The following is a 12,272-nucleotide window of genomic DNA, read 5'->3' as shown; positions in this document are numbered from 1 at the left end:
AACACGAACGGCAAAATGAAATCAGAGAGACTTTCTTATGGATTTGGATTTTAGCGAAGAACAGAACATGTTGCGTGAAACCACCCGTGCCATCTGTGACCAACACTATGGGCTCGAGGCGGTTCGTGATTGTGAGGAAAACGAACAGGGTTATCCGCCGGCGTTCTGGCAGGCTCTGGTGGAGTCGGGACTGACCGCACTGACGGTTCCGGAAGACTTCGGTGGTGTCGGCCTGGGCTTGCTGGATGCGGTGGTTGTTTTTGAGGAACTGGGCAGAACTCTGTCCACGTCTCCGCTGTTGAGCAGCAGTATCCTGGCAGCCAGAGCCATAGAACTTCTGGGCACCGAGCAGCAAAAATCCCGCTGGTTGCCTCTGATCGCCGGCGGAGAAGTGGTTATCAGCTGCGCACAGCTGGAAGAAGGCGGCAGTTATGACGAGCGGGGCGTTACGCTGGATTGCTTTGACAATCACCTGAACGGCAGCAAGACGCTGGTTCCCTATGCCTGCACCGCCACCCATTTCTTGACCCTGGCCCGTGAGCGGGGGAGCGGTCAAATTGTGTTGGCACTGCTTGCGGCAGACTCGGAAGGCATTGACGCTCGGCGCCAGGCGAATATTGCGTCCTCCCCCAGTTATCAGCTGACCTTCACCGACGCGAAAGTGGAGACCCTGTTTTCAGCGGGCGACGAGAGCTGGCCACTCTGGCAAGAAGCCATGTCTTTTGCGGCAGTAACGCTGTCGGCCCAGGCGAGCGGCAGCGCCGAGCAGATGCTGAATACGACCGCAGAGTACGCCAAAACCCGTGTCCAGTTTGGCAAACCGATTGGGCAGTTTCAGGCGCTGTCACATACTATGGCGGAACTGGCCGTTGAAGTGGAAGCCGGCAAGACTCTGGCTTACCAGGCGGCCTGGGCTCAGGGCGCCGGCTGTGCCTGGCAGTTGCTGGCGGCGCAGGCGAAATTGCACGCGGGGGAAACCATTCGTCGCACAACCAAAGACGGATTGCAGATTCACGGCGGCATCGGGTTTACCACCGAAGCCGACCCACAGCTTTATTACCGTCGCGCCAAGCAGCTGCAGCTCGAACACTGGGACGCCGAATACCTCGAGCGCCGTATTGCCGGTCTTCTCTTGGACAGTGATTCCGAAACCTCTATCAAATTTGCAGAGTGAGTCGTTAACTATGAGCGAAGCATGGATTATTGATGCCTGCCGGACACCTCGTGGTATTGGCAAGGCTGACAAGGGGGCGCTGGTGGATATCCATCCCCATCACCTCGGGTCTACTGTGCTTAAGGCACTGGCCCGGCGATCGGACATAGATACGGCCGATATCGACGATATCATTTGGGGGACCAGTGCGCAGGGCGGGCAGCAGGCCGGGAATATTGGCCGTATGGCTGCGCTGGATGCCGGCTATGACGTTCACTCCGCCGGGGTTACCCTGGATCGTTTCTGCGGTTCGGGCCTGACGGCCTTTAATTTCGCCGTCGCGAACATCATGGCGGGAATGGAAGAACTGGTGATCGGAGGAGGATCGGAAAAGATGTCTGCCAGGGATCGAATGGCGGGCCGTCTTGCAACTATGGATCAGGATAACCTGAGGTTGCGGGAAATGCACCCGCAAACCCATCAGGGGCTGTGTGCCGATACCATCGCTACACTGGAGGGTATCGATCGAGCGGCGCTCGATCAGCTGGCGCTTCGGTCCCAGCAACGGGCTGCACACGCCATTGAGCAGGGATACTTCGACAACAGCCTGATTCCGGTTTTCAGAGAAGACGGCACCCTGGCACTGGATCGGGACGAATATCCCCGCCCCGGCACAACGCTTGAAGCGCTCGCCGAGCTCAAACCCGCCTTTGCCGATCTCAGCTACCCATTGAATGAGGCCGGTACTACCAACATTGGTTTGATGCGGCAAAAGTATCCCGACCTGGCTATAAACCACGTTCACCACGCCGGCAATTCATCCGGTGTCGTGGACGGAGCGGCGGCGGTACTGCTGGCGTCGCCAGATTACGCCAAATCTCGCGGACTCAAACCTCGGGCACGTGTTGTCGCCACGGCAACTATGGGAGATTGCCCGACCTTAATGCTCAACGCTGTGGTGCCCGCGACGAAAAAGGTACTGGCCAAGGCGGGACTTCAGCTTCAGGACATCGATCTGTTCGAAGTCAATGAAGCCTTCGCCTCGGTGGTGGAAAAGTTTATCCGAGATCTGCGTGTTGATCACGAGAAAGTCAACGTCAACGGCGGCGCCATTGCCCTTGGGCATCCCATTGGCGCTACCGGCGCCATCCTGGTCGGCACGCTTCTGGATGAGCTGGAGCGTCGTAACCGGCAATTTGGTCTGGTGACTATGTGCACCGGCGGCGGAATGGCACCTGCGGCTATTATCGAGCGCCTGTAAGGTGGAAAGTCTCTACTTGAGATAGATCAAACCTTGATGCAATTGGATTTCCACTAGTTAGATCTGACGAAGAATCGTCCGCTCTCCTCTCTGGATAATGTTCACTGTACAGCCAACTTTGTTGCAATTCGCGTTCTCTTAACCCGCAGGAAATAACAATGACTATCGACTATGATCCTTTTTCTCATGCCGCCATGCAGGACCCAACACCTGTCTACGCAGCGTTGCGCAGACAAGGCAAGCCTTACTTTATCGAACAATACAACGCTTGGGCCCTGACGAAGTTTGAAGACGTGTGGACGGTGAGTGTCAACCACGAGTCTGATATGACCTTTACCCGTGGTGTAACCCCTGGTCAGGTCCTGCTTGATGACCCCGTACCCCACGCCTTTACCACCATGGACGGCCGCGACCATCGCCGCTGGCGGGGTCTGGTGCGTGACACCTATACGCCACCGGCGGTCAAGGCCGAAACCGAACGCTTTCGCGCTTTGACCTGTGAGGTGCTTGAGCCGCTGCTGTCCCAGGGGAGGCTGGATGTCTACCAGGATCTGGCCAATCGCATATTCTGTTTGAACTCGGGATATAACCTTGGGCTGCCCAAAGAGGACGCCATCACCTGGCGTAAGTTGATCGATGAAATGTTGCACCGAGATATTGGGCAAAAGGGCGGTGGCTCCGAGCGAAACCAGATGGCGGCGGGGGAGCTCTATGGTTACCTGGCCGACTATGTAGCCAGGATCCGCAAGAATCCTGATCTGGCCAGCGGCCACACCGCAACCTATATGAGCGCCGAAATCGATGGCGTCAAGCTCGACGATGAAGCACTGACCCATTTACTGTTTAATTTTTTGGTGGTGGGTTCGGAAACCACGCCTATGGTCTGTGGTGGTACCATCTATTATTTGGCGAAACATCCTGAGCAGAAAAAGGCTGTGCTGGCCGATCGGAGCCTGATTAAGAACGCCTTTCTGGAAACCTGCCGCTACGATCAACCCACCAATATGTTGTGTCGCCGTGTCACAAAAGACTTTGAACTGTCCGGCAGTCAGATCAGAGAGGGGCAGAACCTGTTGTTGATCTACGCTTCGGCCAATCGGGACGAGGAGGTGTTCGAAAATCCCGATGTATATGACATCTATCGTGAAAACAAACGCAACCTCTCATTTGGTATTGGTGGTCATGTCTGTCTGGGCATGCACCTTGCGGTAATGGGCGGGATCGTGATTCTGGAAGAACTGCTCGATGCGGTGGGCGACTATGAACTTCTGGAGGACGAATGCGAACGCGCTTACGGTGAGCATCTCAGTGGTTTCATCAAGGTGCCTATTCAGTTCCAACGATAGAACTGATGGCCATCTCTTTACTGAGATGGCCCCTCAGCCCCACTCAGGGCGGCGAGACTTCTTAAAATAAGGCTGACCAGCTGATTTTGTCGGGCGACACCGGTTTTCGAGTAAATGGATCTCAGGTGTGCTCTAGCTGTTGTCCGCCGGATGTCGAGCGCTTCGCAGGCTTCATCCAGACTCAATCCATTGGCGAGCTTTAACGCTACCCGGCCTTCCGCCGGAGTTATCTGAAACAATTGTTTGAGCAGTTTCAAGGAGGCATCGGTGTGGATAGTCAGGTCGCTTAGGGAAATGACAATCGCGGGATCATCCTGATTCTCGGACCAATCCAGTCTTTGCGCAGGCCGTATCACCAAATGAAACGCTCCGCCGGAATAATCATCGTCGAGGCAAAGCGCTTGGGTTACATGGGGCTCACCGCTCTTTTGCGTTTCCAGGGCGGCCGTAAGTATGTTTCGCAACTGTTTGTTTTTCGTGTAATCCGCTAGTGACAGCTTGTTATCCCTTATCGAGATGTCGGGCCGATTATCGAGCAATTGTTCCGCAACTTCATTGACCCTGACCACCCGTAGTTTGCTGTCTATCAGGATAATACCCAGATTCAACCTTGCCACGGTCTGATCATAAAGACTGCGTTCAGACTCGATGCTGTTCAGCTCACTATGAATGGTAAGCGCGTGCTCGAGGTGGATTATCAATTGCCTGACTTTTTGCTTCTCTTCCTCATTGAAAGTGGGCATCTCTTCGCTTCGGGTCAGATGTAGACTTGCGTGCACTTGATTCTGGAGCACCAATTCCAAGCCCATAATCTGATGTACACCCGCAGGGTGCAGGAAATTCTGATAGTAATCGGATTCAAAAAAGACCCGATGATCAACATGCTCATCCAGGGTTACCACCTCCCCGGGCGGGAGATTAGTGAAAGGGTTAAAGGCATAGAACTCGTTTGCATAGGCCTTGGCATTCGAATCTATATCAGACTCGTCATCTCGATCCAACAGCAGTAACCCCGGATCATCCGGGGAAGGGGGACGAAGTGTCAATACCGCCAACTGGGAGTTCAACATTTTTCGAAATTTGGAGAGAAACGTTTTCCATGGGGGATGCTCCAGCGTACCGCGATACAGGCAGGCGGTGATTTCACTGAACTGGTCGATATCTTTAAATGACATTAGGCTGGCCGTCTTTTTATTCGAATACAGTATATATTCAGAACATATTTTATCCAATGATAATTATATGGACCCATTGTAATTCGCGTCTATGATGGACAATAACGACCATAATACTGTAACCAACTCCGTCTATAGGGATTGAACCCAACGGCGATTTCATGGTTGGTTCCTCCGGTACAGATGAAACTCAATTGTCACCTGATTCGGGTGGGAAAACTAAAATGAATTCAATAGGAATGATGTAACTGCGGTAGAAAGAGCCATTCGTAACTTCTGCTTTTACATCCCGCCGGTTAGGATGCATGAGATTGCTAGATTGGAATTCATATAGGGGGAGTTTAGTGATTCTTCCGACATCCAACAGGAAAAACCCTTTCTAAAAGCGGAGCAGTTTTTCAATTGACAAACAGGAGGAGAGCAAATTCCTGTTGACAGTGGAACCAATGAGGACATCGCGCGTCATGTCAGTTGGCGATCAATGCGTCTGCACTGTTTTTCGATATAAAGTTTTACTTGCTCCAAGCGGTTCCAGTAGTCTTCGGTAACACCACGGGTTTCCAAGGCATGCTTTAGGGTGTCGGAGGCATTGAGCTCATTGAGTTTCACAAGCGCCTGTTTGACTTCGCGAACCATTTGCGGCCGCGTTATCTCACACTCATCGGCCATGGCATGCCAGTCCGATGCTCGAATAGAACCCGGCATAAAGTTGGTGCCGACTGAAAAGGCCAAATCAGCCCGATAAATCTGTAACGTCTGTGTTGAAACCAAATCGTATAAAGGCGCGAGTTGCCACTTTCCTTCGTGGTTTTGCAATAACGAAATGTTCTTGGCGTGGCCGTCGCTATTGCCGCAGATCACATTAAAGATCTGCCAGCGTATCATTTGTATCACGTCGATAATAGGCGCTGATACCGTACTGTAACGTTTGATGGCGGCAATGCACTCGCCAAATGTGGGTCCCATATCAGCTTGATATTTTCTACTGGCAGGCAGGCCCAGGACCTGGCACATGTCTTCTTGATGAATGCGGGTTATCTGGCCATTGTTTAACGCTCGATCATAGCGTTCTATACAAAAGAACAGCCCCTTGCCAACGTGATCAATGTGACAAGGAGGAACCGTTAGTCCGAACAGCTCTGCCAGAGTGTTCATGTAAACTTCACCTAAGATTATGGCGTGATTGTTGGCGGCTTTAATAATGTGGGTTGAGGGTTCATCGTCGCCGGGGAAGTAGTATTCACCCTGCTCAAAGATAACGGCCCACTTGCGTTGCGCACCAGCGAGCGACATGCGGGTTTTTTCCTGTGCAATAATGTTTAATTCTACCCGCGCATCCTCTCGCGACCATTGTTCAAGCTGCTTGCGGGTAATAGTCTTGCGAGGTATTTTTCCCATGGCGGCGGGGATGGTTTCGGTAATCGTAAGGGCGCCCGCGCAATCAAGGCCAATGTGTTTCAAAATCGCAAAATCGTTGTCGGCAATCCTCTCAGAGGCGACCAGCCGCTCGCGACTTTGTCCCTCAGGAAGGAGGTTACAAAACCAATTTTTGACACAGCTCTGATCAATCTCATCGTCGATGCTAAAGCTGTTTGAGATCTCAATGCCGGCTTCGATACCCTGACGGGTAAAGGCGAAATGCCATGTTTGTCGATCATGGCTCTCAATTGTCGCGATGGGGAAGTTGTCACGCAATACGTAGAGTTTTTCCATTGTTGATCAGCGGTCCTGTTGCCTATTTTTTGTGTCCACCACACGCCAGTGAAGGCCCAAGCCTTCACTGGCGCGAAATAGGTTCAGAAGAGATACGCCTTCATGCCCTTTTTCAATCGCTTTCAGCGTAGATAAGCCCATGCCGAGAAACCCGGCACAGTCCACTTGTGTGAACTTGAGCGCTTTACGCGCTTGCCGGATGGCGGGAGCCACCTGGCGCAACGGCTGGTCACCCACCAGAATCTGAATATTCAACTGCAACAGAAGCGCGTGAATGCGCGACATAGAACCGGTCGTACGTCCGTTTTCGAATTCCACTAAAAAGCGCTCACTGAAACCGGAGTAACCGGCCACCTGTGCTTGGGTAAGCCCCAAGGCTTTGCGAGTACGACGCACCAGAGCCCCTATCTCGGCGGGCGATACAATGCGGGGGTTGCTGCCTGTGGCGTGGGTAGGTTGCATCTGGCGAAATATGTGGTGGTAGTGCATGAGTGGGCATTATATACATTAGATCTTCCCGTTAGCATCTATTTTGTGCGTTGTGCTGGTTTTACGGAAACTCTTCCCAATAGCATCTATTTTCGAGATTTGAGTGAATTGGCAGGGAAATCTTCCCTATAGCATCTAACTTATTCGGTTGGAAGTGGGTGTAAGAGCGGAATTGCAGTGGCTTAATAGCTTTAAATGGGTACGCCACCGACGAGAAGGACATCTCGCTCCGGACGATCCTGTGTCGCCTGCTAAGCAATGGCCACTATGGCGGCGGAGTCATCGCCCAGACCTTTTATATGGGTGCACAGAACATGTGCTGGACCTTTATCATTCACTACAGACCCCAGGTGTCTGTCGCCAAAGGTATGAACGGGCAGGGCGCCCAAGTACTCTCCCAGAAGTACAACATCGTTGGAATGGTTTTATTCTGCCTCCGGCACGTACGTTTGGAAGGAGACCTTACAGAACTACAACTTGGCGTCTTCAATAAAATGCACCAACGCCTCGGCACCACTTTCTATCTCAACAATCTCAACACCAATTCGATACATCTCATCGCTGGCGTCGCGGATATAAACCACTTCGGCATGCAGTTTGACTTCGTTAGTGGATGACGGCTCCTCGGGCATATCCAAATGAAAACTGACGATAAGGCGGGATGGTTGCGCAGTGGACTGCCATTCGGACTGCAGGGCGTCGACCAAGACCGCCCCGGCCTCCATCTGCAGGCCCGAATAAGAGAGATTATTGATCAGGGAGACTACCGTATCGCTATGAGCGCTCCTGGTTTCAGCAAACAAGAAAGCATCCACGCGCTGATTCCGCCTGGGTTCGTCTTCATAGCTGGTTTCGGGTAGGTGATCGTGGAGATTGTCTTCAACCACATCTAAAGTATCGGGAGAGCTTGGGTCGTCCGGAAGCATAGCCAGTTCTCTTTTATTATTATCTGGGTTTTCCCCTTTTCGCGAACCACAAACATTACGTGTCGATGTGGAAATGCGCGCCATTCCGAATCCTATATCGCTTCTCCAATGAACGCAAGTGGCCGGTAGAGATTCCTGGCACAGGGATCTTCCAGCTGCTGCCGGGAGGTGAAGATTAAACGATCAAGCTTATTCCAGGCCTTCCCTCACCCTTACGTCTTCAATGTGGTCCTTCAGTTTGTCGAGAATATTGCACAGTTGCGTTTTCTCACTCTCCGACAACACGTCGGTAAACAGCTCAGCCTGCCGCGCAAATTCGGGCAGAATCTCATCATATAGAGCTTTCCCTTCTTCGGTCATCCATATCAAAGGGCTGCGTTTATGCAGTTTATTGGGCAGTTTGGTAATTAGACCCTTATGGCTGAGATCGGTGATGGCCCGGCTGATGGTGGCCTTGTCCTGGTGAATGTCATCGACAAGTTGCCGCGCGGTGCGTGGGCCCAGCTGGCCGATGCCCCCCAGTACACGCCACTCTCGAAAATTAAGGCCGAAGCGCTTTACATTCTCAGCGCTGTTTCCAAATGCCATCAAGTTGGCCACCAAGGTGACCTGATAACTGATATGGAGTTCAGCGCTGGTCTCCTCGGTCAAGTCCACTCTCTTCTTGGGTGGTAGGGGAGCGGCTGTCGGGCTCTTCTTTTGGTTCATTTCAATACACTAACTGATTGATTCTCTGAGTATTTTATCGGTTCAGGTGAATGTGGCCATGATCTCAAAGACTAATGAATGAAGTCAATAAAATGTTGAATTTGAAACAATTTGTTGACAAAGAAACAGTGTTTAAGTAAAACTTATTATGTTGAAGTTTCAACAACTAGTTTCTATATCAACAAATTGGCATTAACAGCGTCTGTGTTGATGGATGACGCTGAAGTCTTACGACGGGGTATTGGCAGAAGATATGGCGGAAATGCAGCAACAGGTTGATTTTATTGTGATTGGTGGTGGAATCGCCGGTGTTTCGGTGGGGTATGAACTGTCGAAATCGGCAAAGGTACTTATTCTGGAGCGCGAAGAGCATCCCGGGCAGCATTCGACAGGCAGGTCGGCGGCGGTATTTGCGGCGTCGCACGGCAGCTCACAACCGGCGCTGTATGCACTGTCTGAAGCGTCGGCACCCTTTTTCGAAAATCCTCCTATCGGATTCAGTGAGCATCCACTCATCAATCCAAGGGGGGTCTTGTTTATTGCCCATGAAGATAAGCTGGAGGGGCTGCGGCAAAAATATGAGCAAATGCAGCTGGTCAATAAAAACCTGCAGTTGCTGGATCAGGATGCCATTCAGAAAAGAATGCCCGCGCTGCGACCCGAATACACGCGCGCAGCTATCTATGAAGAACGCGTGTACGACCTTGACGTACACGGCCTGCAGGAGGGCTACCTGAAAGGCTTCCGCAATAACGGCGGGACGCTGGCGCTGAAGCGATCGGTTGATCAGATGGAGTACGCTGACGGGATATGGACGGTTACCTCCGGCGAGCATCGATATTTCGCCCCGGTGGTAATTAATGCCGCCGGAGCCTGGGCGGACCAAATTGCCCGACTCGCCGGTACAAAGCCCTTGTCGTTACAACCACTTCGACGAACTGCCATTCTGGTTGATCCGCCCGCGGGTAAATCCCCCGACAATTGGCCGATGACGGTTGAGTTCGAGGAGCAATTTTATATTAAACCCGATGCAGGCAAGCTCATGGTTTCGCCCGCCGATGAAACTCCTTCTCAACCCAGTGATTCGCAACCGGAAGAAATTGACGTGGCTTATGCTGCACACTATGCCGAAACCGCGTTGGACATGGAAGTGACCAAGGTTGATCACTCATGGTCGGGGCTTCGAAATTTTGTCGCTGATCGCAATCCAGTGGTCGGCTACGCTGCGGATGCTCCCGGTTTTTTCTGGTTGGCCGGGCAGGGCGGTTACGGCATTCAAACCTCGCCGGCGGCCGCCAGGCTCGCCGCTTCCCTGGCGCTCAGGCGAGGGGTTCCTGAAGATATCGCCGGACTGGGTTTGAAGGAGTCCGAAGTCTCACCCGCACGTCTGGGGGTGGAGACGCATGTTGCGTAGAATCTTTACGTTATATTTTCTACCCGGACTGATGTTTCAGTCCGTGGTTATTGCGGGTGGCTACGCGACCGGTCGTGAACTGGTGGAGTTCTTTCTTACCATGGGCCCGATCAACGGCTTGTTGGCTATGGCGGTCAGCACTGCGGTCTGGAGTCTGGTATTGGCTCTGAGCTTCGAGTTTGCCCGGGTGACTCGTAGCTACGACTATCGCACTTTCTTTAAGCATCTGTTGGGAAAGGGATGGGTCATCTATGAAGCTGCCTATCTCGCCATGATGATGTTGGTATTGGCGGTGATAGGAAACGCAGCGGGTGAAATGATCCAAGCCGCGCTGGGGTTGCCTCCTCTGGTGGGCTCTCTGATTTTGATGGGGTTGATCGGGTTTCTGACTTTTCATGGCAGCGACGCTATTGAGAGAGTGTTGGCCGGGTGGTCGCTGGTGCTTTATCTGGTCTACGGAGTATTCCTGTTCTGGGGACTTCAGCGCTGGGGAGACTCCATCGTCGACAATCTTGTGTCAACGCCTGTTGCGGAAGGATGGATAATCAATGGACTGGAGTTTGCGGGTTATAACCTGGCGGTGGTACCCACCATTCTATTCTGCATTCGCCACTTAACCCGCAGACACGAAGCGATTGTTGCCGGTCTTCTGGGTGGCTTGCTGGCAATGCTGCCCGGGTTGTTATTCTACATTCTGCTGGTGGGTTTCTATCCTGATATTACTCAGGAAGCCGTGCCGGTCAACACCATACTGGCGGCACTGGAGTCGCCCCTGTTTCATTTGATTTTTCAGGTAGTGATCTTCGGAACTTTTGTTGAGACGGGTGCGGCCATGGTGCACGCACTGAACGAGCGGCTTGCGTCCGGATACGCGCGTATGGGCAAGCAATTTCCGTCGCCACTGCGGGCACTGTCGGCTGTCGTCATTCTGTTATTCGCGGTCTATGTCGGGCAGGCGATTGGTTTGGTTGCCCTCATAGCCAACGGCTACGGAGCCCTGACTTATTTGATTCTGGCGGTGTTCGTATTGCCGCTGTTAACCATTGGATGCCTCTCACTTTGGAAAACGAAACATGCTTATATTGAACGATAAACAGGTCAAGGAATTACTGACGGAATCCCTCTGCCGGGAGACCATGGCTTCAGTAATGAAGGCAGTGTCAAAGGGCGAAGCGATTCAACCCATGCGGCAGATGATTCGCCAACCATCAGGTCCGGGAATGATGGGTTGGATGCCGGGATACATTGGTCCCCAGGAGAAGGGTGCTCCCGGCGCTCTGGGTATGAAGTTAATGTCGATCTTCCCGCAAGTGGGTGCACAGGGGCGCAGCCATCATCGCGGCGTTTGCACACTGTTCAACCATGACACCGGTGAAGTGGACGCACTGATTGAAGCGGGATCCATTACCTCAATTCGCACTCCCTGCGCGACAGCAGTGGCGACGCAAGCGTTGGCTCGTACGGACTCCAACACCCTGGCGATACTGGGGACCGGGGAGCAGGCAAGTGGACATTTGTCAGCACTGCTGGATCTCTTTCTGTTTGACCGAGTGCTGGTTTGGGGGCACAGCAAGGGTTCATCGGAGCGCTTCGCAGCGCACTGGTCCGACCTGAAAGGAGTCCGTATTGAAACGGCGACTTCGGTGGAACAGGCGGTAGCCGAAGCAGACATCGTCTGTACCACCACTGCGGCGGCAGAACCCATCCTTCGATACGAATGGCTTAAGTCCGGTGCTCACGTCAATGTCATTGGCTCCAGTGTGCCCTTCACCAGCGAAATCGATATCGATCTAGTGAGTCGCAGCCGATTTTTTGTAGACCACCGCGAAACTGTTCAGGTACAGGGTGGAGACTATCGGCGTGCGCTTGAGGCGGGTGCGATTGATAACAGCCACATTGAAGCAGAAGTGGGTGAGGTGCTGCTGGGACAGCATTCCGGTCGCACGTCCGACCAGGAGATAACCGTATACAAGTCCGTCGGTCTGGTGGGCTACGACCTTGCGGCGGCTCAGGCCGTCTATAACGAAGCCCGGAATAAGCAGCTGGGTCAAATCATTTCCCTGGTCAACGAGTAGTCCAGGGTTTAT

The 12,272-nt window shown here is 52.8% G+C and carries 11 protein-coding genes; 6 read left to right on the top strand and 5 right to left on the bottom strand.

Annotated elements, in window-relative coordinates; translation table 11 throughout:
- Window positions 1–37 precede the first annotated feature (37 nt).
- From HBA55_RS01960 to HBA55_RS01950, 3 genes are all read left to right on the top strand, one after another.
- Window positions 38–1,174, top strand: coding sequence for an acyl-CoA dehydrogenase family protein (locus HBA55_RS01960; RefSeq protein WP_166986287.1), 1,137 nt, complete (start codon window positions 38–40; stop codon window positions 1,172–1,174).
- Between the two features lie 10 nt (window positions 1,175–1,184).
- On the top strand, window positions 1,185–2,414 hold the full coding sequence (locus HBA55_RS01955; protein WP_166986284.1) for an acetyl-CoA C-acetyltransferase: 1,230 nt from the start codon (window positions 1,185–1,187) through the stop codon (window positions 2,412–2,414).
- A 158-nt stretch (window positions 2,415–2,572) separates the two neighbouring features.
- Window positions 2,573–3,760: a cytochrome P450 gene (locus HBA55_RS01950; protein WP_206019484.1), complete on the top strand. Its 1,188-nt coding sequence runs from the start codon at window positions 2,573–2,575 to the stop codon at window positions 3,758–3,760.
- A gap of 17 nt (window positions 3,761–3,777) precedes the next feature.
- Here the strand turns inward: HBA55_RS01950 and HBA55_RS01945 are convergent, their stop codons facing one another.
- The 5 genes from HBA55_RS01945 to HBA55_RS01925 form a co-directional block, all read right to left on the bottom strand.
- Window positions 3,778–4,935 (bottom strand): helix-turn-helix transcriptional regulator, encoded by a 1,158-nt coding sequence (locus tag HBA55_RS01945; RefSeq protein ID WP_166986281.1) that lies wholly within the window; start codon window positions 4,933–4,935, stop codon window positions 3,778–3,780.
- 462 nt (window positions 4,936–5,397) lie between these two features.
- Window positions 5,398–6,648, bottom strand: a complete 1,251-nt coding sequence (locus tag HBA55_RS01940; protein WP_166986278.1) for a HipA domain-containing protein — start codon at window positions 6,646–6,648, stop codon at window positions 5,398–5,400.
- A 6-nt stretch (window positions 6,649–6,654) separates the two neighbouring features.
- Entirely contained in the window at window positions 6,655–7,110 is a 456-nt protein-coding gene (locus HBA55_RS01935) for a helix-turn-helix domain-containing protein (RefSeq protein ID WP_166986275.1), read from the bottom strand.
- Window positions 7,111–7,607: 497 nt separating this feature from the next.
- Entirely contained in the window at window positions 7,608–8,063 is a 456-nt protein-coding gene (locus tag HBA55_RS01930; protein WP_166986272.1) for a PilZ domain-containing protein, read from the bottom strand.
- Window positions 8,064–8,252: 189 nt separating this feature from the next.
- The gene (locus tag HBA55_RS01925; RefSeq protein WP_166986269.1) at window positions 8,253–8,771 is read right to left on the bottom strand and encodes a MarR family winged helix-turn-helix transcriptional regulator; all 519 of its coding nucleotides are present in this window, start codon (window positions 8,769–8,771) and stop codon (window positions 8,253–8,255) included.
- A 214-nt stretch (window positions 8,772–8,985) separates the two neighbouring features.
- On the opposite strand from HBA55_RS01925, the gene HBA55_RS01920 reads away from it, so the two are divergent.
- The 3 genes from HBA55_RS01920 to HBA55_RS01910 are packed head-to-tail and all read left to right on the top strand — an operon-like array spanning window position 8,986 to window position 12,260.
- Complete coding sequence (locus HBA55_RS01920; protein WP_206019483.1) at window positions 8,986–10,185, top strand: NAD(P)/FAD-dependent oxidoreductase; 1,200 nt, start codon at window positions 8,986–8,988, stop codon at window positions 10,183–10,185.
- Window positions 10,175–11,278 (top strand): YkvI family membrane protein, encoded by a 1,104-nt coding sequence (locus tag HBA55_RS01915; protein WP_166986265.1) that lies wholly within the window; start codon window positions 10,175–10,177, stop codon window positions 11,276–11,278. The genes HBA55_RS01920 and HBA55_RS01915 overlap by 11 nt, the downstream gene beginning before the upstream one ends.
- Window positions 11,259–12,260 carry an ornithine cyclodeaminase family protein gene (locus HBA55_RS01910; RefSeq protein ID WP_166986262.1) on the top strand — a complete coding sequence of 334 codons (1,002 nt, stop codon included), beginning with the start codon at window positions 11,259–11,261 and terminating at the stop codon, window positions 12,258–12,260. Before HBA55_RS01915 ends, HBA55_RS01910 begins: the two co-directional genes overlap by 20 nt.
- Window positions 12,261–12,272 lie beyond the last annotated feature (12 nt).

It is taken from the genome of Pseudomaricurvus alkylphenolicus (genome assembly GCF_011683955.1).
Classification (GTDB): Bacteria; Pseudomonadota; Gammaproteobacteria; order Pseudomonadales; family Cellvibrionaceae; genus Pseudomaricurvus; species Pseudomaricurvus alkylphenolicus.
Note: the sequence above shows the minus strand (reverse complement) of the source record. Positions and strands in the feature narration are given on the sequence as shown.

Bases quoted from the DNA above. Each gene is read 5' to 3' on its own strand.
- HBA55_RS01910 (WP_166986262.1), top strand. From the start codon at position 11,259: ATGCTTATATTGAACGATAAACAGGTCAAGGAATTACTGACGGAATCC.
- HBA55_RS01915 (WP_166986265.1), top strand. From the start codon at position 10,175: ATGTTGCGTAGAATCTTTACGTTATATTTTCTACCCGGACTGATGTTT.
- HBA55_RS01920 (WP_206019483.1), top strand. From the start codon at position 8,986: ATGACGCTGAAGTCTTACGACGGGGTATTGGCAGAAGATATGGCGGAA.
- HBA55_RS01960 (WP_166986287.1), top strand. From the start codon at position 38: ATGGATTTGGATTTTAGCGAAGAACAGAACATGTTGCGTGAAACCACC.
- HBA55_RS01930 (WP_166986272.1), bottom strand. From the start codon at position 8,063: ATGCTTCCGGACGACCCAAGCTCTCCCGATACTTTAGATGTGGTTGAA.
- HBA55_RS01950 (WP_206019484.1), top strand. From the start codon at position 2,573: ATGACTATCGACTATGATCCTTTTTCTCATGCCGCCATGCAGGACCCA.
- HBA55_RS01945 (WP_166986281.1), bottom strand. From the start codon at position 4,935: ATGTCATTTAAAGATATCGACCAGTTCAGTGAAATCACCGCCTGCCTG.
- HBA55_RS01925 (WP_166986269.1), bottom strand. From the start codon at position 8,771: ATGAACCAAAAGAAGAGCCCGACAGCCGCTCCCCTACCACCCAAGAAG.
- HBA55_RS01955 (WP_166986284.1), top strand. From the start codon at position 1,185: ATGAGCGAAGCATGGATTATTGATGCCTGCCGGACACCTCGTGGTATT.
- HBA55_RS01935 (WP_166986275.1), bottom strand. From the start codon at position 7,110: ATGCAACCTACCCACGCCACAGGCAGCAACCCCCGCATTGTATCGCCC.
- HBA55_RS01940 (WP_166986278.1), bottom strand. From the start codon at position 6,648: ATGGAAAAACTCTACGTATTGCGTGACAACTTCCCCATCGCGACAATT.